General features: G+C 64.5%; 24 protein-coding genes. 10 read left to right on the plus strand and 14 right to left on the minus strand.

The window, feature by feature from the left end:
* Positions 1-6 precede the first annotated feature (6 nt).
* Complete coding sequence (locus HXX15_RS21435; protein ID WP_296518767.1) at positions 7-219, minus strand: hypothetical protein; 213 nt, start codon at positions 217-219, stop codon at positions 7-9.
* A gap of 92 nt (positions 220-311) precedes the next feature.
* Between HXX15_RS21435 and HXX15_RS21440 the strand changes: the two genes are divergently transcribed.
* Positions 312-1235 carry an SDR family NAD(P)-dependent oxidoreductase gene (locus tag HXX15_RS21440; RefSeq protein WP_296518769.1) on the plus strand — a complete coding sequence of 308 codons (924 nt, stop codon included), beginning with the start codon at positions 312-314 and terminating at the stop codon, positions 1233-1235.
* Positions 1236-1375: 140 nt separating this feature from the next.
* Here HXX15_RS21440 and HXX15_RS21445 read toward each other — a convergent pair whose 3' ends face one another.
* On the minus strand, positions 1376-1939 hold the full coding sequence (locus tag HXX15_RS21445; RefSeq protein WP_296518772.1) for a flavin reductase family protein: 564 nt from the start codon (positions 1937-1939) through the stop codon (positions 1376-1378).
* A gap of 162 nt (positions 1940-2101) precedes the next feature.
* Between HXX15_RS21445 and HXX15_RS21450 the strand changes: the two genes are divergently transcribed.
* The 4 genes from HXX15_RS21450 (at position 2102) to HXX15_RS21465 (ending at position 5368) form a co-directional block, all read left to right on the plus strand.
* Positions 2102-3307: an endonuclease/exonuclease/phosphatase family protein gene (locus HXX15_RS21450; RefSeq protein WP_366558603.1), complete on the plus strand. Its 1206-nt coding sequence runs from the start codon at positions 2102-2104 to the stop codon at positions 3305-3307.
* Positions 3308-3401: 94 nt separating this feature from the next.
* Positions 3402-3677 (plus strand): AbrB family transcriptional regulator, encoded by a 276-nt coding sequence (locus tag HXX15_RS21455; RefSeq protein WP_296518773.1) that lies wholly within the window; start codon positions 3402-3404, stop codon positions 3675-3677.
* Positions 3664-4053 (plus strand): type II toxin-antitoxin system VapC family toxin, encoded by a 390-nt coding sequence (locus HXX15_RS21460; protein WP_296518775.1) that lies wholly within the window; start codon positions 3664-3666, stop codon positions 4051-4053. Before HXX15_RS21455 ends, HXX15_RS21460 begins: the two co-directional genes overlap by 14 nt.
* Positions 4054-4267: 214 nt before the next feature.
* Entirely contained in the window at positions 4268-5368 is a 1101-nt protein-coding gene (locus HXX15_RS21465) for a DUF4238 domain-containing protein (RefSeq protein ID WP_296518776.1), read from the plus strand.
* Positions 5369-5520: 152 nt separating this feature from the next.
* Here the strand turns inward: HXX15_RS21465 and guaA are convergent, their stop codons facing one another.
* The 3 genes from guaA to HXX15_RS21480 all read right to left on the minus strand — a co-directional run bounded on the left by guaA (position 5521) and on the right by HXX15_RS21480 (position 8989).
* Positions 5521-7128, minus strand: a complete 1608-nt coding sequence (gene guaA / locus HXX15_RS21470; RefSeq protein WP_296518777.1) for a glutamine-hydrolyzing GMP synthase — start codon at positions 7126-7128, stop codon at positions 5521-5523.
* Positions 7129-7266: 138 nt separating this feature from the next.
* On the minus strand, positions 7267-8571 hold the full coding sequence (locus tag HXX15_RS21475; protein WP_296518778.1) for an RsmB/NOP family class I SAM-dependent RNA methyltransferase: 1305 nt from the start codon (positions 8569-8571) through the stop codon (positions 7267-7269).
* A 40-nt stretch (positions 8572-8611) separates the two neighbouring features.
* Complete coding sequence (locus tag HXX15_RS21480; protein WP_296518780.1) at positions 8612-8989, minus strand: MAPEG family protein; 378 nt, start codon at positions 8987-8989, stop codon at positions 8612-8614.
* Between the two features lie 188 nt (positions 8990-9177).
* Between HXX15_RS21480 and HXX15_RS21485 the strand changes: the two genes are divergently transcribed.
* Entirely contained in the window at positions 9178-9837 is a 660-nt protein-coding gene (locus HXX15_RS21485; protein WP_296518782.1) for an acriflavin resistance protein, read from the plus strand.
* Between the two features lie 68 nt (positions 9838-9905).
* Here HXX15_RS21485 and HXX15_RS21490 read toward each other — a convergent pair whose 3' ends face one another.
* The 6 genes from HXX15_RS21490 to HXX15_RS21515 all read right to left on the minus strand — a co-directional run bounded on the left by HXX15_RS21490 (position 9906) and on the right by HXX15_RS21515 (position 15162).
* Positions 9906-10388, minus strand: a complete 483-nt coding sequence (locus HXX15_RS21490) for a PaaI family thioesterase (protein WP_296518784.1) — start codon at positions 10386-10388, stop codon at positions 9906-9908.
* 137 nt (positions 10389-10525) lie between these two features.
* Positions 10526-11128: an Ada metal-binding domain-containing protein gene (locus HXX15_RS21495; protein WP_296518786.1), complete on the minus strand. Its 603-nt coding sequence runs from the start codon at positions 11126-11128 to the stop codon at positions 10526-10528.
* Between the two features lie 303 nt (positions 11129-11431).
* Positions 11432-12466, minus strand: a complete 1035-nt coding sequence (locus tag HXX15_RS21500) for an NADP-dependent oxidoreductase (RefSeq protein WP_296518789.1) — start codon at positions 12464-12466, stop codon at positions 11432-11434.
* Positions 12467-12540: 74 nt separating this feature from the next.
* Positions 12541-13164 carry a hypothetical protein gene (locus HXX15_RS21505; protein ID WP_296518791.1) on the minus strand — a complete coding sequence of 208 codons (624 nt, stop codon included), beginning with the start codon at positions 13162-13164 and terminating at the stop codon, positions 12541-12543.
* Between the two features lie 32 nt (positions 13165-13196).
* On the minus strand, positions 13197-14693 hold the full coding sequence (guaB, locus tag HXX15_RS21510; RefSeq protein WP_296518793.1) for an IMP dehydrogenase: 1497 nt from the start codon (positions 14691-14693) through the stop codon (positions 13197-13199).
* A gap of 220 nt (positions 14694-14913) precedes the next feature.
* On the minus strand, positions 14914-15162 hold the full coding sequence (locus tag HXX15_RS21515) for a hypothetical protein (RefSeq protein WP_296518795.1): 249 nt from the start codon (positions 15160-15162) through the stop codon (positions 14914-14916).
* A 131-nt stretch (positions 15163-15293) separates the two neighbouring features.
* Between HXX15_RS21515 and HXX15_RS21520 the strand changes: the two genes are divergently transcribed.
* Together HXX15_RS21520 and HXX15_RS21525 are read left to right on the plus strand one after the other, a co-directional pair.
* Positions 15294-16766 carry a DHA2 family efflux MFS transporter permease subunit gene (locus HXX15_RS21520; RefSeq protein WP_296518797.1) on the plus strand — a complete coding sequence of 491 codons (1473 nt, stop codon included), beginning with the start codon at positions 15294-15296 and terminating at the stop codon, positions 16764-16766.
* 47 nt (positions 16767-16813) lie between these two features.
* Complete coding sequence (locus HXX15_RS21525) at positions 16814-16975, plus strand: hypothetical protein (protein WP_296518803.1); 162 nt, start codon at positions 16814-16816, stop codon at positions 16973-16975.
* A 140-nt stretch (positions 16976-17115) separates the two neighbouring features.
* Here HXX15_RS21525 and HXX15_RS21530 read toward each other — a convergent pair whose 3' ends face one another.
* A complete protein-coding gene (locus tag HXX15_RS21530) occupies positions 17116-17823 on the minus strand; it encodes an RlmE family RNA methyltransferase (protein WP_296518805.1) in 708 nt (235 codons plus the stop codon).
* Between the two features lie 66 nt (positions 17824-17889).
* Positions 17890-18954 (minus strand): Ppx/GppA phosphatase family protein, encoded by a 1065-nt coding sequence (locus tag HXX15_RS21535; protein WP_296518806.1) that lies wholly within the window; start codon positions 18952-18954, stop codon positions 17890-17892.
* Positions 18955-19163: 209 nt separating this feature from the next.
* Between HXX15_RS21535 and HXX15_RS21540 the strand changes: the two genes are divergently transcribed.
* On the plus strand, positions 19164-21536 hold the full coding sequence (locus HXX15_RS21540; protein ID WP_296518808.1) for a xanthine dehydrogenase family protein molybdopterin-binding subunit: 2373 nt from the start codon (positions 19164-19166) through the stop codon (positions 21534-21536).
* Between the two features lie 195 nt (positions 21537-21731).
* On the opposite strand, the gene HXX15_RS21545 is transcribed toward HXX15_RS21540, so the two are convergent.
* Positions 21732-22532 (minus strand): hypothetical protein, encoded by an 801-nt coding sequence (locus tag HXX15_RS21545; RefSeq protein WP_296518810.1) that lies wholly within the window; start codon positions 22530-22532, stop codon positions 21732-21734.
* A 101-nt stretch (positions 22533-22633) separates the two neighbouring features.
* Between HXX15_RS21545 and HXX15_RS21550 the strand changes: the two genes are divergently transcribed.
* Positions 22634-23131 (plus strand): YaiI/YqxD family protein, encoded by a 498-nt coding sequence (locus HXX15_RS21550; RefSeq protein WP_296518812.1) that lies wholly within the window; start codon positions 22634-22636, stop codon positions 23129-23131.
* Position 23132 lies beyond the last annotated feature (1 nt).

Consider the following 23132-nt stretch of genomic DNA (forward strand, 5'->3'; position numbering starts at 1 on the left):
TCCGACCTACACGGAGATCGTTCCGAACAACCCGGACTCGTTCACAGTGACGCCGATTGCGACCGATTCATGGAGCACCGAAGCGGGGGCGATGCACTCGATGCAGTACCAGTATTTCCCGCACGCCACCGGCACCGCGGCGCCGCCCTTGCCGGGCACGACCCGAACCGGCCTCGCGCGCACGCGCATCGCGACGCCATAGTAGAGCGCCGCCTGCAACAGTGTGTGAGCAGGAAGGCTTGAGCGAGTCCGCCCACCTGTGAACAATGCGGGCCAGGTCCGATCCCTGATCCAGCACAACGGAAGAACCGATGAGCACAAGCGCTGAGGGGAGAAGAACAGCCCTGGTCACAGGCGCCAATTCGGGCCTTGGCAAGGCCATCGCCGCGGCGTTGGCGGCTGAGGGAGCGCGCGTTGGCTTGGTGGTGCGCGACCGTGCGCGGGGCGAGAAGGCGCTAGAGGACATCCGCGCAACCACGGGCAGCGACGATCTCCATCTTTTCGTCGCCGATCTCGCCGACCAGTCAGCGATCCGCGCTTTGGCGCGTGCGGTACTCGAACGTTTCGAACATCTGCACCTGCTGGTGAACAACGCCGGCACAGCTTTCGCTGAGCGGCGGCTGAGCCCCGAGGGCATCGAGTGCGCGTTGGCCGTGAACCACCTCGGCCCGTTTCTCCTCACCAACCTGCTGCTGGATCTACTCAAAGCCAGCGCTCCGGCGCGGATCGTCAACGTCGGCACCCGCATCAACACGGCGCTGGATTTCGATGATCTGAACTGGGACCGGCGCCCCTACCGCATGATGCAGGCCTACGGCCAGTCCAAGCTCGGCAATCTGCATTTCACCTTCGAACTGGCGCGCCGGCTGCAGGGCAGCGGCGTGACCGTCAATTGCGTTTTTCCGGGCGTCTTCAAATCGAACCTCGGCGGCACCGATGGCGCCCAGGGCGTCTTCCTGAAGCTGTTCGCCCGGCTGCTGGGCTGGGCGATCCCTTCTCCCGAGCGGGCCGCGCGCCGCGTACTCTATGTCGCCAACGCCCCGGAGCTCGCGGAGGTGAGCGGCCAGTATTTCGGTAATCGCAAGATCCTCCCGGCGCCGGCGCAGACGCTCGACGCGCAAGCGAACCGCCGCCTGTGGCAAATCAGCGAAGTGCTGACGGCCGAGCCCGGACCGACGGGTCCGAGTTGCTGGAAACCGATCACCGCGCCGGTCGGCCAGCGGACAAGAAGGTAGGGCGCAATTGCGGAGCGTATTGTGCCAGATATGCGCTGGTTGGCGAAATACGCTGCGCTATTCCGCCAACGCGCTTGCGCCGGATATCGAATACAATCGGCTCATCGACGCCGGTCGCAGTCTTCTGCGCTCGGCCGCCGTCACCCCAGCATGTTCGGTCGGAACAGCGAACGCCGGCTGATGATCTCGCCGGACACCACGAAGACGCCGTCACCGGTGTAGTGCAGCGTCCGCGGATGCTTCGGCGTTGCTGCGACATGCGCCTTCACGACCTCGAAGATGAAGAAGTTGTACTTCTCGACCAGCGCGTCGTCGTGCAGTCGGCATTCGAAACTGGCGTGGCATTCGCCGATCAGCGGCGCGGCGACCTTTTCGGCCTTCTCCGCGGTGAGACCGAATTCCGCGAACTTGTCGATCTCGGCGCCGGACGTGTTGCCAATGCCCACCACGGTATCGGTCAGTGCCGTGGTCGGCAGGTTGATGACGCACGCGCGGCTGCGGCGAATCATCTCAAAACTATGGTTGCCGCTGGAGATCACGCAGCCGACCAGCGACGGCGTGAATTCCATCACGGTGTGCCAGCCCAGCGTCATGATGTTGGTCTTGCCCTGCCAGCACGACGACAGCAGCACGATCGGTCCGGGCTCCAGATAGCGCCGCACCTGGCTGACCGGGAAATCGGATTTTTGGGGAAGCCTGGTCATGATCGATTCCTCGCCGGCGCGGCTCGATAGTAATCAAAGCCCGCGGCACGGCCTATCGCCAACGAAACGTGCTGAGATGGCCGCGACATCAACGGAATGCGCGAGACTGTTTCGTTCTGCGGACCATGTGCCACGAGCGACAACTGATTTGCACCATCCTCGATGGCCCGCTACTCCAACGTGATACAAGGAAAAATTGCTGGCGCTGCGCGCGATTTTCTACTATTAGTTGCAACGCATTTCGAGTGGGAGCCTGTGATGAAACTTGCATCCTATAACGTCGAAAATCTTTTCATGCGCGCGCGGGCCCTCAGCGGCCCCGGATTTTCAGCCGAAGGCCGGCAGATCTTGAAGGCGCAAGCGGACATCAATGCCGTCCTGGGCAAGAACACCTACAGCAGCGCGGACAAGAAGAAGATCATCGAACTTCTCGATGTCCTCGGTTTGAAGAAATCCGACGACGGCAACTACGCCATCCTGCGTCAGAACCGTGGACATCTGCTCAAACGTCCCCCCAACAAGCCGGTCGAGGTGGTCGCCAATGGTCGCGACGACTGGATCGGCTGGGTCGATCTTGTGCTGGAACAGGTCAATGAAGAAGCGACCCGCAACACCGCGCGGGTCATCAAGATGCTTGATGCCGATGTTCTCGGCGTGGTGGAGGCAGAGAGTCGTCCGGCGCTGGTGCGATTCTGCCGCGACGTGATGCCGGCCGTCGACGGCACCGGCTACGATCATGTCATGCTGATCGATGGCAATGACGATCGGGGCATCGACGTCGGGCTGATGACCAGGAAGAAATTCAATATTGTTTCCATTGCCAGCCACGTCGACGACGAGGACGATGCCGGCGTGATCTTCAGCCGCGATTGTGCTCAGTTCGAGATCGAAACTGCCGAGGGCAACAAGCTGATCGTCCTGACCAATCACTTCAAGAGCAAGGGCTATGGAACGCAGTCGAGTTCGGACGCCAAGCGCAAACGCCAGGCCACGCGCGTGGCCACGATCTATCGACAACTCCGACAGAGCTACAAATACATCGCGATCATCGGCGATTTCAACGACACGCCCGACAGCGACGCGATCAGTCCGCTGTTCAGCCAGACCGGGCTGAAGGATATCAGCGAATGGCCGGGTTTCGACGATGGCGGACGCCCCGGCACGTTCAAGAACTGCGCGGCGTCGAACAAGATCGACTACATCCTGCTGTCACCGGACTTGTTCGCGAAAGCAACTGCAGGCGGGATCTTCCGCAAAGGAGTCTGGGGCGGCACCCACGGCACGCTGTTCGAACATCTCCCCGAGATCACCCGGGAAGTCGAGGCGGCCTCCGATCATGCGGCAATCTGGGCCGAACTGGACATTTAGGAGAGGCTCACTCCCACTCGATCGTCCCCGGCGGCTTGCAGCGCAGACGAGGAGGACATATCTTACCTCTGTCTTACTCAGTGGGAGATGGTTGATGGCCGCGACCGACAAATTGAAGACGACCGTCTCGACCAAGGGCCAGGTGATCTTGCCGAAGGCAATCCGCGAGCGACGGCAATGGACGTCGGGGACCCGGCTTGAGGTCGAGGACACTCCGGACGGCGTGCTGCTGCGGCAGGTGCCGCTGTTTCGCGAGACGCAGCCGAACGAGGTGTTCGCGTCGCTGCCCCACAAGGGCGCAGCGAAAACGCTCGCAGAGATGGACGCGGGGATCGCCATGGAAGCGCGACGACGTCATGCTCGGGATTGATACCAATCTGATCGTTCGCTACTTGACCGGCGATCATCCAAGGCAATCGGCCAAGGCGCGCGCGCTGATCGACAACAAGGACGTGTTCGTCTCCGCCACGGTGCTGCTGGAAACCGAATGGGTGCTGCGCAGCGTTTACGGCTTCTCGCCGTCGCAGATTTGCGCCGCGCTGCGCGGCTTCGCCGGCCTCGCCCGGGTCACGCTCGAAGACCCCGCCCTGATCGCCACCGCCCTCAACCGCGTCGAACGCGGCATGGACTTCGCCGATGCGCTGCATCTCGGCAGCGCCGAAGGCTGCGACGGGTTTGTGACGTTTGATCAGCGATTGATCAGGACGACGAAAGCGGCGGGGTTGATCGGCGTAAGAGCGCTATGACGACCGAACGACGAATGAAAGAGGGGGGCGCACAGTGGAGCATCTCTCGACGGCGATGCTATGTTTGGTGGGATACGTTAAGATGTTCCGCCCAACGCGCTGAGGAAACACCAATCATTGGGCGCAATTTTCAGCAATATCTTCGCGCTCAACTCACTGATCTTACGGGCTATACGTACGTCCCGATTTAATTAGATACGAACGCAATCGATCGATGGCAGTCAACAAGAACCAGCACTATGTACCGCGCGTCCATCTTAAGCCGTTTACACTTGATGGCGCGGGACTCGCGATAAACATCCTCAACATCGATCGCATGAAACCGATCGAGAATGCGCCGGTGAGGAGCCAGTGTTCCGGGGACTACTTCTACGGAAAGGATGAGCGCCTCGAACGCGCGATTAATTCCGTCGAAAGCCCATATGGAGAGGTCATACGCTTCCTTAGTGGCGATAATGCTGCCGTCAATCCGAAAATCCGTATCGTCATTCTGCGGTTTGTCTTGCTCCAACACATGCGAACTGAGGCGGCCTCACGCAAGGCGGCCGAGATGACTGCCGCCATGTTCGATGTGCCGGGATCCGATATTCCAATTCCCTCAATGCAGGAGGCGATGAAGATCGCGGTCCAGACCGCGATGATTCATTTCGCTGATAGCATGTCAATCGTCGACGATTTGAAGGTCTGCATCGCGAGAAATCGCACCGACCGGCAGTTCGTTACCTCGGATGACCCCGCCGTTCTGACAAACCGATTGCATCTTCAGCGCCGCCATAAGGGACTGCGGAGCTTTGGCGTTAAGACGGCCGGCGCGGTCTTTCTTCTCCCACTTTCACCCAGCCTCTGCGCCATCGTGTACGACTCCGCCATTTATCACACCTTGCAACGTGCCGGCTGGATCGACGTGATACACAAAGCGGACGTCGATGCAATTAACGAGCATCAGATACTGAACTGCATGGCGAATCTGTACTATCGGGATTGGGATGAACGAAATCAGCTCTTGCAGCAGGTTCTCGCGCGCAGGCACCTCAGGCCGGAGCGACGGCACACTATCGTGCACGCGGCGCTAGACTACACGACGGAGCGGGGAAGCCGTTACGTCGTAAAGGAAATCACGGACCTTCGAGATGAGGAAGAGGTGCTGACACACGTTAAGACCAATCATCCGGCGCCGTCCTCCTGGCCGTCCTTTTTGCGCTTCCGTCCCGATGCAAAGGCCTATTCCAACAACACAGGCGCCGGATTGACACGTAAGTGGTGCCTCGAACAAGGCTTCGTGACCGGGCGGGGCTATCAAAAAGTCCGTATTTGAACAGGACCGCGAGTGTCGGGATAAACGCTGGCGTGGGAAGCATTTTCCGGACCATCGACCGCTGCGCGAACGAAGTCCGGCCCAGTTGGAAAGCATGAGTTTCGCCTCCGGCCCAAAGATGGGCCGTGGTTATGTTGTCAGCGCGTTAGCCCTCACTCCCACTCGATCGTTCCCGGCGGCTTCGACGTGATGTCGTACACCACCCGATTGACGCCCTTGACCTCGTTGATGATCCGCGTCGCGGTCGCGCCCAAAAAGCTCATTTCGAAGCCGTAGAAATCCGCCGTCATGCCGTCGGTCGAGGTCACGGCGCGGAGGCCGACGACGTATTCGTAGGTGCGGCCGTCGCCCATCACGCCGACGGTCTTCACCGGCAGCAGCACGGCGAACGCTTGCCAGATCTTGTCGTAGAGGCCGGCCTTGCGTATCTGGTCGATATAGACCGCGTCGGCGTTGCGCAGGATTTCCAGCTTCTCCTCGGTGATCTCGCCGGGGCAGCGGATCGCGAGGCCCGGTCCGGGGAACGGATGGCGGCCGACGAAGATGTCCGGCAGGCCGAGTTCGCGGCCGAGCACGCGGACCTCGTCCTTGAACAATTCACGCAACGGCTCGACCAGCTTCATCTTCATGCGTTCGGGCAGGCCGCCGACATTGTGGTGCGACTTGATCGTCACCGACGGCCCGCCGGTGAACGACACGCTTTCGATCACGTCGGGATACAGCGTGCCCTGCGCCAGGAAATCGGCGCCGCCGATGGTCTTGGCCTCGGTATCGAACACGTCGATGAACAGCCGCCCGATGGTCTTGCGCTTCAGTTCCGGATCGCTGACGCCGGCGAGTTCGCCGAGAAACAGTTTTGCCGCGTCCACATGCACCAGCGGGATGTTGTAGTGATGCCGGAACAGGTCGACGACGGTCTTGCCCTCGTCCTTGCGCAGCAACCCGTGATCGACGAACACGCAGGTGAGCTGATCGCCGATCGCCTCGTGGATCAGCACTGCCGCCACCGCGCTGTCGACGCCGCCGGAGAGCCCGCAGATCACCTTGCCGTTGCCGACCTGGGCGCGGATCTTGTCGATCGCTTCCTCGCGGAATGCCCGCATGGTCCAGTCGCCGGTGAGACCAGCGACCTTGCGGACGAAATTGCGCAGCAGTTTGGCGCCGTCGGGCGTATGCACCACCTCGGGGTGGAACTGCATCGCGTAGAATTTGCGGACGTCGTCGGCGATCACCGAGATCGGCGAACCCGGCGCTTTCGCCACGGCGCGAAACCCCTCGGGGAGTTTGGTGACGCGGTCGCCATGGCTCATCCAGACGTCGTATTTGCCGCCCTTCTCCCAGACCCCGTCGAACAGCGCGCAATCGTCGGTGATCTCGATCTGGGCGCGGCCGAATTCGCGGTGATGGCCGGCTTCGACGGTGCCGCCGAGCTGCTGCGCCATCGTCTGCTCGCCATAGCAGATTCCGAGCACCGGCACGCCGGCGGTGAGGATCGACAGCGGCGCGGTCGGAGCATTGTCGTCCAGCACCGAGGCCGGGCCGCCGGACAGGATGACGGCCTTCGGCTTCATTGCGGCAAATGCGGCTTCCGCCTTGTTGAACGGCACGATCTCGGAATAGACCCCCTCCTCGCGCACCCGCCGCGCGATCAGCTGGGTCACCTGACTGCCGAAATCGACGATCAGAATCTTGTCATGCGCCGCCGCGACATGCGGCGACGGATCGGACGGCGGAACGGTGGTTTTGCTGGAAGCTGTCATGGCAAGGAATTACGCGACTGGGGGGGCGCTCGCAACCCTGAAAAGCGCGCTCCGTCATGGCGAGGAGCGCAGCGACGAAGCCATCCAGGCTGAGCCCGCGGCTCTGGATTGCTTCGCTGCGCTCGCAATGACGCCGTGCTAGCTGCCCTGCCTTCGCAGCACGCTGACGAAAAACCCGTCGGTTCCGGTCCGCCGCGGGGTCATCAGCAGCCCCTCGTCGGACGGCCAGGTCGCGGCCAGGAAGCCGTCGGCCTTGTCCCACAGCGCCGCGGCGACCTGCGCCGGCGGCACCACGGAAAATTCCGGATGCCTCGCCACGAAGCCGCGGATCTGCGCGCCGTTCTCCTTGGCCAGCACCGAGCAGGTCACATAGGCGATCCGCCCGCCGGGCTTGACCAGCGGCACCGCGCGATCCAGCACAGCGATCTGGTCGTTCTGCCGTACCTCCAGCGCGCCGGGGCGCATCCGCCATTTGGCGTCAGGGTTCCGGCGCCAGGTGCCGGTGCCGGTGCACGGCGCGTCGATCAGCACCAGGTCGGCGGAGGCGTAGATATCGGCCAGCGTGTCGTTTGGCCCCTTCGGGGTGCGGATGTCGCAATTATGCACGCCGGCGCGCGACAGCCGCTCATAGATCGGCGCCAGCTGCCGTTTGTCGGAATCGGTGGCGATCAGCCTCCCCTTGCCCTGCATCATCGCCGCCAGTGCCAGCGTCTTGCCGCCGGCGCCGGCACACAGGTCGATCACCTGCTCGCCGGGCTTGGCGCCGGACAGCAGGGCGGCGAGTTGCGAGCCCTCGTCCTGCACCTCGATCGCGCCCTTGATGAAATCCTCCTCGGAATGCACCCCGGGATTGCGAGCGTCGGCGCCGAGATCGATCCGCAGCCCGATCGGCGACCATGGCGTCGGGTGCGCGCCGAGATGCGCCAGCGAGCCCAGGATCTTGTCGCGCTTGGCCTTCAGCGTGTTGACCCGCAGGTCGAGCGGCGCCCGGCTGGCCATCGCGGTGGCCTCGGCCACGCGCTGATCGCCGAACACTTCGGCCAGCGCGCCGTCGAGCCATTCCGGATAGTCGCCGGCGATGTGCGGCGGCGCGTCGTCCAGCGTGCGCGACGCCAAGGCGGCGTGCTCGGCGTCGGACAACGGCGCCGGCGCGAAGCGGCCGCCGTCGCACAGCGCCGCGATCGCCTCGACATCGATGCCGCGCTCGACCTTGAGCATGCCGAGCACGCGCGCACGGGGGCTGTCGCTGTCCATGATCCAGGCGCTGGAGGCGCGGCGGCGCAGCACGTCCCAGATCAAGCCGGCGATCGCGGCGCGGTCGCCGGAGCCGGCGTAACGATGCGCGGTGCCCCATTCCTTCAAGGCCTTGGCGGCCGGAATCCGCTGGGTGTCGATGGCGTCGATCAGATCGATGGCTGCGGACAGCCGGGCGGCAGGAGTCATGAACGTCTTTCGGTCAGAATGGAGCGGCGCAGCGACGTCGTCAGATCAGCAGCAGGATGCGCAGCGCGAAATAGACCCACATCGCCAGCAGCACCAGGGCGCCGGCCAGATAGGCCATCGAACGGTTCCCGGAGCCGTTTGCGGTGACGAACATGCCGGCATGGACGAACCGCGTCACCACGAACACCCACGACAACAGCACGATCACCAGGTCGGCATGCCGCAGCGGCAGCGCGATCGCGATCAGTACGTAGAACAATACCGCGAGTTGCTGCGGATCGAACAGCACGTCGTCCACGGCCCCGCCGCTTCCGCCCGAGCCGCCCTGTTTGCGCTGGGCAAAATGGCTCCGCAACAGCAGAACCAGGGTCAGCGTAACCAGCACGAACACCGGCAGCAGTATCATCTGAACCGACATTGAGGCCTCCCGTGGCGGCGTTGCGGACCCCGCTATAGCGAGCGCGTCCGGCAATGACAATCGATCCCGGCCGGCCGCCTTGAACCTTCGGCCGCGCGGCCGCGACCTAGGCTTGAAAAGTTCCCGTCGTGTTGGGGCCGGAGCCCCGCGGTGGAGCGATGACCTATATCGGTTCAGGATTGACGACCATGATCGACGCGCTGGGCGGCGGCATCACAGACCTTGTCACCACCATCGGCAGGGTCGCGGGACTGTCGGCCGACGGCCCGGACAGCTGGGCTGGGCTTGCGACGTCGGCGCTGGCGGGCGCCGCCGCGGCGCTCGCCGTCGCCATCGCGCTCACCTTGTATTTTCGCAGCGGCTATCGCTCGACCCGCGACGTGGTGAAACACGGCGCCGCCACCGTCGCGGCGCTCGCGCTGCTCGCCTTCGCGGCCTCCGACATGCGACACGCCGCGCTGGATTATCTCGGCATCAATCCGAACAAGCCGGCGGTCGAGTTCGAAATCCGGCTGCCGCCGGCGGCCGCGCTGGCGGCGGCCACGGGCGACACCCAGATCGAATTGCACACCGACCGCAACCAGACCATCGCGCAACTAAAAGCCGTCGGATCGTCCGATGCCGGCCGCAACATCCTGCGAGGATCGGTGCCGCTCGACTTCCGTACCAGGGACCGGATGGTCATTCTCAGCCTGCCCGGTCAGGGCCAGCATTTGTTCAAGTTGCGGCTGGCCGCCAATCCGAGTCGCTCCGCGGCATTCGGCCCGTGGCACCTGGCCGATCGCGTCGAGGCATCGCCGCCGACCGCACCGGACGACAGCTACGCGATCCGCTACCGGGTGATGTAAGCGCCGCACACCGTGCGTTTGTTTTCTTGAGGACGGGCTCGGGGCTGATCGGATCAGGCTGGCGATAGCTAGGCCTGAAAGATCAGGCACGTCGTCGTGCCATGGGCCAGCAGCCGTCCCATGCGATCGGTGACTCGGCCTTCGGCAATGCCGATTCGGCGACCGCAATTCACCACCACGCCCTCTGCGTTGACCGGGCCCGTTTCGGGCGTGATCGGTCGCACCAGCGATATCTTGAACTCTACGGTGGTCTGACCGACGCCCTTTTCCAAAGTCGACTGGATGGCGAGGCCCATGCAGCTATCAAGCAGCGTCGCCGCAAGGCCGCCATGCACCGTGCCTGCGGGGTTGAGGTGAGTCCCATTCGGCTCGACAGCAACGACGACGCGCCCGCTCGCAGCCTCGATCACATCATAGCCCAGCGTCTTGGCGATCGTATTGAGCGGCAGCGTGCCGTCGACGAGCCCTTGAACAAACTCCAGTCCACTCATCTCCTTCTGCCTATCGGCGCTGACGGTGCCAAATGTCTTGCTGGTGCTACGGTTCGCCATCGGTCGACTCCACGATCGTTTGCACAGAATGAAAGTGGCCGCTCAATTGCAGCCACATCGTCGGTCGCATTTTGTCTAGCATCGACCGCGTGATCTGGCTGGCAGGTTTCAGACTCGATCAATCATGCGACGCCGCGTTAACGGCGCGTACTTCCATCCGAGGCATGACGTCCAATTGTCCGCGCACGTCGTCGGGTCCGGATCGAGGTTGGCGACTGCCCGTACACGTCAACAAATGTCGCATTGAAGCTGCGGGTGCTGGCGAAACCGGAGCGCGCGGCGATCTCGGTCATGGGCAGATCGGTGCTATCCAGCAACCGCTTGGCGCGCTGCACACGGCATGTTCTCGCCACGGCCATTGGGCTCGATCCAAGATATGCTTGAAACAGACGACACAGGTGGCGTTCGCCGATGCCGAGCTTGTCAGCCAATCCTCCGACCGGCCCCCTATCCAGCGCCCCGGCCTGGATCAATCGCAGCGCGCGCCCGACGGTCGTCCGTGTTCCGTTCCATGCCGGCGAGAAGGGCGCCGTCTCCGGCCGGCACCGGAGGCATGGCCGGAAGCCGTCACGCTCCGCCGCGGCTGCGCTCGAATAGAAGCTCACATTGCATGACAGCGGTTGCGCAGGACAGATCGGCCGACAGTAGATTCCCGTCGTGGCGACGGCAGTGAAGAACACGCCATCTAAAGCCCGGTCGCGTTGTCGCCGCGCCCTGTCGCAAGTGTTGAAGTCAAGCATGCCGGCTCCCAGCGCCGAATGGTGAATGCTCCCGAGCCGTTGCGACCGCGGTCACAGCCGGCTTTCTTTGCTACGGTCAAGCGCTTCGCTCGACAACATCAGTGAGCGCATATCGCTCCTGAAGCGATCTGAAGATAAGGCTGGCGTTGCGCGCTTACAGCGACCCGCGCGCCCATCTCATTCGCTGCTTCTCAGCACGCGACCGTCCATCACCGCATGCGGCATGCTTGTCCGCCACCAGCGGTGAAAGCATAGACCGCCCAGCGGCGCCACCCTTGCATTTCCGGTCGGCCGGCGCCGACGCTAGCCGTCGAAGCTGTTGTCCGGCCCGACCTGGACCAGCTGCTTGCCGAAATTGGCGCCCTTCAACAGGCCGATGAAGGCTGCCGGCGCGCCGTCGAGGCCCTCGGTGACGAATTCGCGGTGCTTGATCTGGCCCTCGCGCAGCCAGCCCGACATGTCGCGCAGGAAGTCGCCATGACGCGCGGCGAAATCGCTGACGATGAAGCCGCGAATGGTCAAACGCTTGGTCAGCACGTTGCGCATCAGCGCGCTGGCCCATTTCGGCGTGGTCGGCGCGGTGTCGTTGTATTGCGCGATCAAGCCGCACACCGGCATCCGGGCGAAGGCGTTGAGCAGCGGGAACACCGCTTCGAACACCGCGCCGCCGACGTTCTCGAAATACACGTCGATTCCCTTCGGGCAGGCCGCCATCAGTTTGGCCGCGAGATCCGGGTCGCGGTGATCGACGCAGTCGTCGAAGCCGAGTTCGTTCTTGACGTAGTCGCACTTGTCCTTGCCGCCAGCGATGCCGACCGCGCGCGCGCCCTTGATCTTGGCAATCTGGCCCACCGCCGAGCCGACCGCACCGGACGCCGCGGCCACCACCACGGTCTCGCCTTCCTTCGGCTGGCCGATGTCCAACAGCCCCGTATAGGCGGTCATCCCCGGCATGCCGAGCACGCCGACCGCGGTCGAGATCGGACCGAGCGCCGGATCGATCTTGCGCAGGCCCTTGCCATCCGCCAGTGCGTAGGACTGCCAGCCGGAATGCGACAACACGAAATCGCCCTTGGCGAAATTCGGATTGTGCGAGGCCACGACCTCGCAGACCGTGCCGCCTTCCATCACGCCGCCGACCGGCACCGGCTGGGCATAGGACGGCCCCTCGCTCATCCGGCCGCGCATATAGGGATCGAGCGACAGCCAGATGGTGCGCAGCAAGACCTGGCCCTCGCCCGCGGTCGGGATGGCGTAGTCCTCGACCCGGAAGTCCGACAGTTTCGGCTCGCCCATCGGGCGGGCGGCGAGAACGACGCGTTTGGCCAATGCCGACATGGAAGTTTCCTCTGGTTTTGGTTTTGGTTTTGACGATTGAAGCACGGCGCGCAGCGCACCGAAAGCACGGAACGTCAGGCGGTGATCTTGGCCAGCGCCGTCTCGAACGCCGCTGCTGCGTTCGGCAGGTCCCTGAAGGCAAGACCGCTGTCGGCCGACTGCTTCTGTTCCGGCGTCGCGGTCGGACGGATCTCGGCGATCGGCTTGCCGCCGTCCAGCAAAGCACGCGGCGCGATGACGTGAAACTCATGCGCCTCGAGCGGCTGGTCCTTCAGCAGGAAGACGCTCAGCGACACGATGTCGGCGCCGCGCCGATAGGAGATGTAGCGATCGATCGCCACCGAGCCGTCGCGCTGCATCCCGCCGAGTTTGGCAAAGCCCTTGGCGTCCAGCAGCCGGTGCGCCTTGAAGCCCTTCACGCCGGCCGAATGTGCCTTCGCGGTCTCTTCCGAAAGGTCATATGTCGCCGCCAGGGCGGTGCCGACCGCGGCGAGTTCGCCCGCCATCTGGTGTTCAAATTCCTTGACCTCGGTGCGCGGCTTCGGCCCCTTGCGCGGCTTGGCGGCGTCGCGGGTTTCGAGTGCGGTCTTGCACTTCTCGATCACCTCGGTGGCGGATTTGCGCTCGGCGTTGACCAGCAGTGTCTTCAGATCCTTGTCTGAAAGCGCGGCGATCCTGTCGTCTGTCCAGTCAACCATAATGTCCAATGTTCTTTTCTGAAGGAAAGGGCTTACGCGCCGCCCGGATAGTTCGGGCTTTCGCGGGTGATAGTGACGTCGTGGACGTGGCTTTCGCGCAGGCCCGCGCCAGTGATGCGGACGAATTCCGCCTTGTCGTGAAACTCGGTCAGGTTCTTGGCGCCGACATAGCCCATCGCGGCGCGCAGGCCGCCTGCGAGCTGATGCATCACATTGCCGACCGGGCCCTTGTACGGCACCTGGCCCTCGATGCCTTCCGGCACCAGCTTCAAGGTGTCCTTGATGTCCTGCTGGAAGTAGCGGTCGGCCGAGCCGCGCGCCATCGCGCCCACCGAGCCCATGCCGCGATAGGCCTTGTAGGACCGGCCCTGCCACAGGAACACTTCGCCCGGGGTTTCGTCGGTGCCGGCGAGCAATGAGCCGACCATCGCGATATCGGCGCCGGCCGCCAGCGCCTTGGCGAGGTCGCCGGAAAACTTGATGCCGCCGTCGGCAATCACCGGGATGTCGGCCTTCTTCGCCGCCTCGACCGCGTCCATGATCGCGGTCAGCTGCGGCACGCCGACGCCGGCGACGATCCGGGTGGTGCAGATCGAACCCGGGCCGATCCCGACCTTGATCGAGTCGGCGCCGGCATCGATCAGCGCCTGGGCGCCGTCGCGGGTGGCGATGTTGCCGGCGATCACCTGCACGGCATTCGACAGTCGCTTGATCCGGTTGACCGCCTCCAGCACCCGCGAGGAATGGCCATGCGCGGTATCGACCACGATGACGTCGACGCCGGCCTCGATCAGCGCCTCGGTGCGCTCGAAGCCGCCCTCGCCGACCGTGGTCGCCGCAGCGACCCGCAAGCGGCCCTGCGAATCCTTGCTGGCCAGCGGATGCGCGACCGCCTTCTCCATGTCCTTGACGGTGATCAGGCCGACGCAGCGATACTGATCGTCGACTACCAAAAGCTTTTCGATGCGATGCTTGTGCAGCATCCGCTTGGCTTCGTCCTGGCTGACGCCCTCGCGCACCGTGACCAGGTTTTCGTGGGTCATCAGTTCGGAGATCTTTTGCGCCGGATCGGTGGCAAAGCGGACGTCGCGGTTGGTCAAAATCCCGACCAGCTTGCCGGGGACGCCCTTGCTGGCGCCGGTCACCACCGGAATCCCGGAAAAGCCATGCTGAGTCATCAGCGCCATGGCGTCGGCGAGCTGGGCGTCGGGACCGATGGTGAGCGGATTGACCACCATGCCGGATTCGTATTTTTTCACCTGCCGGACCTGGGCGGCCTGGCCGTCGACGTCGAAATTGCGGTGGATCACGCCGATGCCGCCGGCCTGCGCCATCGCGATCGCCATCCGCGCTTCGGTCACGGTGTCCATCGCCGAGGCGATGATCGGAATATTCAGCGGGATCGCGCGGGTGATGCGGGAGCGGATATCGGCTTCGGAGGGCAGGATGTCCGACAGACCCGGCTTCAGCAAAACGTCATCGAACGTAAAGGCTTCGCGAAAACCCTGAAATCCGTTTACTAACGCCATTCGCCAACTCCGTTCAGCGGCTGATCTGCCGCGCTGGACCTCAAGCGATGGGCGGACCATTCGGCGCCGCGGGGCGTCGCCGTCGAATCAAGGCCCATCGATGGGGTTGGCGGTGGTCGATAGCATGCGAGGATGACGAATCAAAGGGGCTGGGCGGCATCGGCTCCGGAATTACGCGGATCGCTGGTCACACCGTTGAAACTGCACCAAATCCAACGCGCTAGCGCGGATAGCCCGGCGGCGGGCCGTGCTGTCGGATCGCATCCACGACCTCGCGATGCATCCGCTTTTCGCGTTCCATCCGCACCGCGATCAGCGCATGGAGTGACGGCAGCAGCAGCAGCGGGTGGAAAATCAGCCCCAACACGATGCAAACTACCAGCAGAACCAGGTTGAAGACGGCCGACAGCGGCTGGCCGTTCAGCAGCAGGCCAAGCGGTGGCAGGAAGGCGGCGAGCAGATAGATCATCGGTGGAACTCCGTATGGTCACGCAGGATTTAGGTGCCGGCCGCCGTTCCGCAATAGCCGCCGGCGGTTCGGGGTGTTACAGCGCAACTCCCGCCCTGCCCGCCGCGCCCGAACAATCAAAAAAATACCCGATGACCAAAGAACGCCTGATTCCGCTGATCGTGGCCGCGGCGCTGTTCATGGAAAACATGGACGCCACGGTGATCGCGACCTCGCTGCCGGCGATCGCCGCCGATATCGGCACCAGCCCGCTCACCCTGAAACTCGCAATCACCTCTTATCTGCTTTCGCTGGCGGTGTTTATTCCGGCGTCGGGGTGGACCGCCGATCGCTTCGGCGCGCGCGCGGTGTTCAGCATCGCCATTGCGGTGTTCATGGTCGGCTCGATCGGCTGCGCCCTGTCCGGCTCGGTCAGCGATTTCGTGATCGCGCGGATATTGCAGGGAATCGGCGGCGCGATGATGACGCCGGTCGGCCGCCTGGTGCTGCTGCGCTCGATCGACAAGAGCGCGCTGGTCAATGCGATGGCCTGGATGACAATGCCGGCGCTGATCGGCCCCGTGATCGGGCCGCCGCTCGGCGGCTTCATCACCACCTATTTCTCCTGGCACTGGATCTTCCTGATCAACATCCCGATCGGGCTGCTCGGGATCTTTCTGGCGCTGCGCTACATCGATCCGATCCGCGGCGAGGTACGCGAGCGGTTCGACCTCTACGGCCTGGTGCTGGCCGGGATTGGCCTGGCCGGCATCGCCTTCGGGCTGTCGGTCGCAGGCCTCAATCTGCTGCCCTGGCCGATCGTGGCGTCGCTGATCGGGATCGGCTGCATCGCGATGACGCTGTACCTCATCCACGCCCGGCGGACCGCCTCGCCGGTGCTGGATTTCTCGCTGCTGCGGCTGGCGACGCTGCGCGCCAGCATCATCGGCGGCTTCCTGTTCCGGCTCGGGATCGGCGCGCTGCCGTTCCTGCTGCCGCTGTTGATGCAGATCGGCTTCGGGCTGACGCCGTTCCAGTCGGGTCTGGTGACGTTCGCCTCCGCCGCCGGCGCGATGGGGATGAAGACGCTGGCGGCGCGGATCATCCGCACCTTCGGCTTTCGCAACATCATGACCGTCAACGCGCTGGTCAGTTCGGTGTTTCTCGCCGCCTGCGCGCTGTTCACCCCGGCGACGCCGCTGCTGCTGATCATGATCATCCTGGTGGTCGGCGGCTTCTTCCGCTCGCTGCAGTTCACCGCGATCAACACCGTGGCCTTCGCCGAGGTCGAGCAGGCGCAGATCAGCCGCGCCACCACGCTGGTCAGCGTCAACCAGCAGTTGGCGATTTCCGCCGGCGTCGCGATTGGCGCGTTCTCGGTGGAAACCACCATGGCGCTGCATCATTCTGCGGCGCTGTCGGCGGCCGATTTCGGCCCGGCCTTCATCGTGGTAGCAGTGCTCGCGGCAATTTCGGCGTATTTCTTCTGGCAGATGCCGGACGACGCCGGGCACGAGATTTCGGGCCGCAAGGCGATCGAGATTTCCAGCCGCAAGGGCGTCGAGCAAGCCGCCGCCAAGGCGGCCAGCGAAGGCACCGAGGACGCACGCGATCAGCGGCTGTGACGATGACGCTACCGCATCACACCGATCTAGTGACACCCGTTGTTCGAATGCTGCTGCTGATCGCTGTGCCGCACCGCCAGCCTGAGTGTATCCCGGCATTTCGGGCAGCGAAAATGCGGGACGTCGAAGTTGGCATTGGGATGATCGACCTCGACGAGTTCGCGATCGACGCCGCACGCGCGACACATAGGAGTTGGAAAGTCCATTGATCAAACCGACTCGTTGAGGAAAAGCGGTGCAGCATATTTGAAGGAGCAAATTAGTTAGTTTGTAGTCCGATACCCGCCGCAAAATAATTAACGCGCCTTAACCACACTGCAATTCGTTTGCAGTCGCCAGCGCGGATCAATCAGGCCGAAGGCTCTTCGGCCCGTTCCGCCGCCACGCCCCTGAACCCCATCGCCAGCACATAGCGCTCCGACGAATCCTTGCGGCTGGCGGCCGGTTTGACGTGCTTCACTGTGGTGAAGTCGCGCTTCAGCTGGGTCATCAGCGTGGCGTCGGCGCCGCTCTGGAACACCTTGGCGACGAAGGTGCCGCCGGGCTTCAACACGTCGCTGGCGAACGCCGCGGCCTCCTCGACCAAGCCGATGATGCGCAATTGATCGGTCTTGCGGTGGCCGGTGGTGTTGGCGGCCATGTCGGACAGCACCACGTCGACCTTGCCGCCGGTCATCGCCAGCAGTTTGGCCGGCGCGCCGTTCTGCAGGAAATCCATCTGCGCGAAGGCGACGCCGGGAATTTCCGGCATCTCCAGCAGATCGATCGCCACCACCTTGCCGCGACCGTCGGCGGCCCCGATCCGCTTGGCCGCAATCTGGCTCCAGCCGCCCGGCGCCGCGCCGAGGTCGACCACCGAGATGCCGACCTTCAGGAAATGGTGCTTGTCGTCGATCTCGATCAGCTTATAGGCCGCGCGCGAGCGCAGGCCGTCGCGCTTGGCCTGCAACACATAAGGGTCGTTGAGCTGCCGTTCGAGCCAGAGCTTCGACGACAGCTTCAGCCTGCCGGCGCTCTTGACCGTGACGCGCAGTCGTCCGGTGGTGTCTTTTGCCATGATTTCTTGCTTGTGAATGGGGAACCGGCGCGATGCTTAGCACATACGGACGCGAAACGGGCGGGTTTAAGCGACGCCCAGCACGCCGTCCTCGCGCATCATTTCCACCAGCATCCCCTCCCGCAGGCCGCGGTCCGCCACCCGCAACCGCTGCAGCGGGAACGCGGCGCGGACCGCGTCGAGAATCGCGCAGCCCGCCAGCACCAGATCGGCGCGTTCGCTGCCGATGCAGTGGTTCTGCGCGCGCTCGTGATAGCTCATGCCGCGCAGCCGGGTGATGGTGGCGTCGAGATCGCCGGCGCTCATCCAGATGCCGTCGATCCGGCGGCGGTCGTATCGCACCAGATCGAGATGCAGCCCCGCCAGCGTCGTCACTGTGCCCGAAGTGCCGAGCAGATGCATGCCGGCAAGGTCGCCGCCATGTTCCGCGGCGAACGGCGCGACATACATCGCGACCTCGTTGACCATCGTCGCATAGGAGTCCGCGGTCACCACCTTGCCGCCGAAATGCTCGGCCAGCGTCACCACGCCGAGCGGGATCGACATCCAGGCCCTGATCCGCGGCGCGCCATCGGGATCGCGCTCGATCCGCACCAGCTCGCTGGAGCCGCCGCCAATATCGAACAGGATCGCGCCCCGCCCATTCGGATCGATCAGGGGCGAGCAGCCGATCACCGCCAGCTTGGCCTCGGTCTCGCGATCGATCACCTCGAGCTTGATCCCGGTGGCGTGCTGCACCCGCTCGCAGAACTCGTTGGCATTGGAGGCCGCCCGGCAGGCCTCGGTCGCGATCAACCGCAGCCGCCGCGCCTTGCGGGTGCGGATCTTGTCGCGGCAGATCCCGAGCGCTGAGATCGCACGCGCCAAAGCGGCGTCGGAGATCTTGCCGGTCGCGGCCATCCCCTCGCCCAGCCGGATGATCCGCGAGAACGAATCCACCACGCGAAAACCGTCGCTGGTGGGGCGGGCGATCAGCAGCCGGCAATTATTGGTGCCGAGGTCGAGCGCGGCATAGACGCCGTCGCCGATCGGCGCCGCCATCGGCTGCTCTTCCCCCGTGATCGCAACAATCGCCTGCGGCGGATCTCCGCGCGGCAAGGTGCCGTCGCGCAGCCGCGTATCGTCATTCATCTAAATCTGTCTTTCCGTGGCCAACGGCCGACGTCGAATATCCATTCACGGAAAGTTTAGCAGCGCATCGGCGCGGCGCAAGCCACCGCACACGCCGCATGCCCAATCATGCGTTGTCGTTCGGACGTTGCTGCGTTATCTGGAAACAACGACAAAAAACCGCCGAATGACACGGCTTTTCGCAAAATTCCCACTTTTTGGATTTGGCAATGCAGGATCACACCTCGGCTTCGTCTTTGGACAACGCTATTGCGCTGCAAAAATTCGGCGTTGGACAGCCGGTTCGGCGCAAGGAAGACGACACGCTGGTGCGCGGCAAGGGCAAATACACCGACGATTTCAACCTGCCCGGCCAGCTCTTTGCCGCGATCGTGCGCAGCCAGCACGCCCACGGCGTGATCCGCGGCATCGACATCACGGCCGCCCTCGCGATGCCAGGCGTTCGCGGAGTCTGGACCGGCACCGATCTGGCGGCGGCCAATTTCGGCCCGTTCACCTGCGGGCTGCCGCTGAAGAACCGCGACGGCTCGCCACTGAAGCAGACCAACCGGCTGCCGCTGATGACCGACAAGGTGCGCTTTGTCGGCGATCCGGTGGCGTTCGTGGTCGCCGAAACCCTGGCGCAGGCGCGCGACGCCGCCGAGGCCGTCGAACTCGACATCGAGCCGCTGCCCGCGGTGACCGACGCCGAAGCGGCCGCCCAGCCCGGCGCGCCGCAGCTCTACGATCACATCGAAAACAACGTCGCGCTGGATTATCACTATGGCGACGCCGCCGCGGTCGACGCCGCCTTCGCCGCCGCGGCCCACGTCACCAAGCTCGACATTACCAACACAAGGGTCGCGGTGGTGGCGATGGAGCCGCGCGCGGCGCTGGCGTCCTACGACAAGGCCGCCGAGCGCTACACCATCCAGGTGCCGACCCAGGGCGTCTCCGGCAACCGCGCCAATCTGGCCAAGAATCTCGGCGTGCCGAACGACAAGGTGCATCTGCTCACCGCCAATGTCGGCGGCTCGTTCGGGATGAAGAACATCAACTACCCCGAATACATGTGCATCCTGTTCGCCACGAAGCTGCTGGGCAAGCCGGTGAAATGGACCGACGAACGCTCCACCGCGTTCCTGTCCGACAGCCATGGCCGCGGCCAGCAGATCCATGCCGAACTGGCGCTCGACGCCGACGGCAAGTTTCTGGCGCTGCGGATTTCGGGCCACGGCAATCTCGGCGCCTACATCACCGGCGTGGCGCCGTCGCCGCTGTCGCTCAACACCGGCAAGAACATCTCCAGCGTCTACCGCACGCCGCTGCTGGCGGTCGATATCAAATGCGTCGTGACCAACACCACGCTGATGGGCGCCTATCGCGGCGCCGGCCGGCCCGAGGCCAATTACTACATGGAGCGGCTGATCGACCGCGCCGCCGAGGAGATGGGGATCGACCGGCTGACGCTGCGCAAGCGCAATTTCGTCAAATCGGCGCAGATGCCGTTCAAGGCCTCGTCCGGCGTGACCTATGACAGCGGCGATTTCGCCGGCGTGTTCGCCAAGGCGCTGGAGCTGTCCGACCATGCCGGCTTCGCCAGGCGCAAGAAGGAGAGCCGCAAGGCCGGCAAGCTGCGCGGCATCGCGGTCGGCAGCTATCTCGAGGTTACCGCCCCTCCCGGCCCCGAACTCGGCAAGATCGTGTTCGAGGCCGACGGCGGCGTGAAGCTGATCACCGGCACTCTGGATTACGGCCAGGGCCACGCCACGCCGTTCGCGCAGGTGTTGTGCGCCGAGCTCGGCGTGCCGTTCGACAGCGTCAGGCTGGAGCAGAGCGACAGCGACATCGTCCACAGCGGCAGCGGCACCGGCGGGTCGCGCTCGATCACCGCCACCGGCATGGCGATCGTGGAATCCGCCGCCCTGATCAGCGCCAAGGGCAAGCTTGCGGCGGCGCATCTGCTGGAGACTTCGGAGGCCGACATCGAGTTCGCCGGCGGCCGCTTCACCGTCGCCGGCACCGACCGCAGCATCGACATCATCGAGCTGGCGAAACGCGTGCGCGAAGGCAAGATGCCGGACGGCGTGCCGTCGTCGCTCGACGTCGACCATACCGTCAAAGAAATCCCCTCGACCTTCCCGAACGGCTGCCACGTCGCCGAGGTCGAGATCGATCCCGACACCGGCGTCACCTGCGTGGTGCGCTACACCGGGGTCAATGATTTCGGCACCATCGTCAATCCGATGATCGTCGCCGGGCAATTGCATGGCGGCGTGGCGCAGGGCATCGGCCAGGCGCTGATGGAAGAAGTCAGCTACGACGGCTCCGGCCAGCCGATCACCGGCTCGTTGATGGACTACGCAATGCCGCGCGCGGGAGACATCCCGATGATGGCGGTCGGCGACCATCCGGTGCCGGCCAAGTCCAACCCGCTCGGTACCAAGGGCTGCGGCGAAGCCGGCTGCGCCGGCAGCCTGTCGACCGTGGTCAACGCCGTGATCGACGCGCTATCGGACTACGGCGTCAGCCATATCGACATGCCGCTGACCTCGGAACGGGTCTGGCGCGCGATCCAGGACGCCAAGACGAAGGTGGCGTGAGGGCAAAGCCTGATCGCCCGCGCGGCTCCGTCATTGCGAGCCGAGGCCGGCGCAACGCGCCGGCCGACAGCGAAGCAATCCAGGGGCCACACATTCCGCCCTGGATTGCTTCGTCGCTGCGCTCCTCGCAATGACGGAATTGGGCGCCTGTGCGCTGACCGCCAGACGATCCGCACCCGCAGACGCGGCGATCCCTTACGCCGCCGCCTGCTCGCGCGGCTGGGTGATCGCGACGTGGTGGCAATGCGCCACCGGCTTGCCTTCAGCGGTCACGATCAGCGCGGCGATTTCGACGAAGCGATGGCCCTTCTTGTCGTAGTTGCCGACCACTTTCGCCCGCGCGCTGAGCTGATCGTCGCAGCTCGCCGCTGACAGCAATTGCATCCGACTGCCGACGTGAATCCACGGCCCCAGGATCGCATTGTCGACGATGACGCGGTTCATGATCCGCTGCAGCATGCCGGGATGCACCAGATTCTCGGTCGCGAACAACGGATCGGTCTCGCGCACCTCCGAGAGATAGGTCCGCGCCGCCTCGCCGGCCCAGTCGCGCGGTGCGGTGCCGAGCGATTTGCCGAGCTGAAAGGACGACGTATCGACCGGCAGTCGCGTCGCGACCGGCGCGGTCGCGATGTAATCGGCGATCCGGATCGCGGGCGCCTGTTCCGGCAACGACGCCGATCCGGTGGCGCAGACCTCGCCGCGGCTCTCGACCGCGAGGTCGAGCCCCACGCCCGCTTCGGCGGCGGTGACCAGCGCGTCCTCGCCGTCATAAACCGGCTTGACGAACCGCGCCTCGATCAGCCCGCGCTCCAGGAACGCCCGGCCCCAGCGCGCGATCGGCAGATGCATCATATAGGCCATCACCTCGACGCCGGGAACCAGACCGCCGGTGAAACCGAACCGCCGCGCCACGGTGTCGTCGTGCATCTTGTTTTCGGAGAGTTTGGCGGTGTTGTAGGCGTTGACGCGATACGGTTCGAGCCGGACGGTCATGGTTTCTCCCGGAATGGCTGTTGTTGTTGATCTTGCCGCAAGATGGTACGCCACGGCGCCGGCAAGGCCAACTGCCCGCCGCAACAGCCCAAACCGAGCGAATGACCGAACCGCCCCGCACCACCCGCATCTATGTCGACGCCGACGCCTGCCCGGTCAAGGACGAGATCTACAAGGTCGCGGAGCGCCACCGGCTGCCGGTCAGCGTGGTGGCGGGCAACTTCATCCGGGTGCCGCAGCATCCGCTGATCGAACGGATCGCGGCCGGGTCCGGGATGGACGCCGCCGACGACTGGATCGCTGAGCGCGCCGGCCCGGGCGACATCGTCATCACCTCGGACATTCCCCTGGCCAGCCGCTGCGTCAAGGCCGGCGCCGAGGTGCTGGCGCCGAACGGCAAGCCGTTTTCCGAACAATCGATCGGGATGACGCTTGCGGTCCGCAACCTGATGACCGATCTAAGGTCCACGGGTGAAGTCACTGGCGGGCCGCGATCTTTCGCGCCGCGCGACCGCTCGGCGTTCCTCTCGGCGCTCGACACCGCCATCCGCCGCATCCTCCGCGGCCGCGCGAACAACCCCGCGCAACAACCAGATTGAA

It is taken from the genome of Rhodopseudomonas sp. (assembly GCF_013377015.1).
Taxonomy (GTDB): Bacteria; Pseudomonadota; Alphaproteobacteria; order Rhizobiales; family Xanthobacteraceae; genus JARJEH01.

Excerpts from the sequence above, each read along its gene's own strand:
- HXX15_RS21485 (WP_296518782.1), top strand. The coding sequence starts at position 9,178 with ATGATCGACGCGCTGGGCGGCGGCATCACAGACCTTGTCACCACCATC.
- HXX15_RS21500 (WP_296518789.1), bottom strand. The coding sequence starts at position 12,466 with ATGTCGGCATTGGCCAAACGCGTCGTTCTCGCCGCCCGCCCGATGGGC.
- HXX15_RS21535 (WP_296518806.1), bottom strand. The coding sequence starts at position 18,954 with ATGAATGACGATACGCGGCTGCGCGACGGCACCTTGCCGCGCGGAGAT.
- HXX15_RS21455 (WP_296518773.1), top strand. The coding sequence starts at position 3,402 with ATGGCCGCGACCGACAAATTGAAGACGACCGTCTCGACCAAGGGCCAG.
- HXX15_RS21460 (WP_296518775.1), top strand. The coding sequence starts at position 3,664 with ATGCTCGGGATTGATACCAATCTGATCGTTCGCTACTTGACCGGCGAT.
- HXX15_RS21495 (WP_296518786.1), bottom strand. The coding sequence starts at position 11,128 with ATGCTTGACTTCAACACTTGCGACAGGGCGCGGCGACAACGCGACCGG.
- HXX15_RS21540 (WP_296518808.1), top strand. The coding sequence starts at position 19,164 with ATGCAGGATCACACCTCGGCTTCGTCTTTGGACAACGCTATTGCGCTG.
- HXX15_RS21505 (WP_296518791.1), bottom strand. The coding sequence starts at position 13,164 with ATGGTTGACTGGACAGACGACAGGATCGCCGCGCTTTCAGACAAGGAT.
- HXX15_RS21525 (WP_296518803.1), top strand. The coding sequence starts at position 16,814 with ATGCTGCTGCTGATCGCTGTGCCGCACCGCCAGCCTGAGTGTATCCCG.
- HXX15_RS21475 (WP_296518778.1), bottom strand. The coding sequence starts at position 8,571 with ATGACTCCTGCCGCCCGGCTGTCCGCAGCCATCGATCTGATCGACGCC.
- HXX15_RS21480 (WP_296518780.1), bottom strand. The coding sequence starts at position 8,989 with ATGTCGGTTCAGATGATACTGCTGCCGGTGTTCGTGCTGGTTACGCTG.
- guaB (WP_296518793.1), bottom strand. The coding sequence starts at position 14,693 with ATGGCGTTAGTAAACGGATTTCAGGGTTTTCGCGAAGCCTTTACGTTC.
- HXX15_RS21445 (WP_296518772.1), bottom strand. The coding sequence starts at position 1,939 with ATGACCAGGCTTCCCCAAAAATCCGATTTCCCGGTCAGCCAGGTGCGG.
- HXX15_RS21440 (WP_296518769.1), top strand. The coding sequence starts at position 312 with ATGAGCACAAGCGCTGAGGGGAGAAGAACAGCCCTGGTCACAGGCGCC.
- guaA (WP_296518777.1), bottom strand. The coding sequence starts at position 7,128 with ATGACAGCTTCCAGCAAAACCACCGTTCCGCCGTCCGATCCGTCGCCG.
- HXX15_RS21515 (WP_296518795.1), bottom strand. The coding sequence starts at position 15,162 with ATGATCTATCTGCTCGCCGCCTTCCTGCCACCGCTTGGCCTGCTGCTG.
- HXX15_RS21450 (WP_366558603.1), top strand. The coding sequence starts at position 2,102 with ATGGCCCGCTACTCCAACGTGATACAAGGAAAAATTGCTGGCGCTGCG.
- HXX15_RS21530 (WP_296518805.1), bottom strand. The coding sequence starts at position 17,823 with ATGGCAAAAGACACCACCGGACGACTGCGCGTCACGGTCAAGAGCGCC.
- HXX15_RS21490 (WP_296518784.1), bottom strand. The coding sequence starts at position 10,388 with ATGGCGAACCGTAGCACCAGCAAGACATTTGGCACCGTCAGCGCCGAT.
- HXX15_RS21465 (WP_296518776.1), top strand. The coding sequence starts at position 4,268 with ATGGCAGTCAACAAGAACCAGCACTATGTACCGCGCGTCCATCTTAAG.
- HXX15_RS21550 (WP_296518812.1), top strand. The coding sequence starts at position 22,634 with ATGACCGAACCGCCCCGCACCACCCGCATCTATGTCGACGCCGACGCC.
- HXX15_RS21520 (WP_296518797.1), top strand. The coding sequence starts at position 15,294 with ATGACCAAAGAACGCCTGATTCCGCTGATCGTGGCCGCGGCGCTGTTC.
- HXX15_RS21545 (WP_296518810.1), bottom strand. The coding sequence starts at position 22,532 with ATGACCGTCCGGCTCGAACCGTATCGCGTCAACGCCTACAACACCGCC.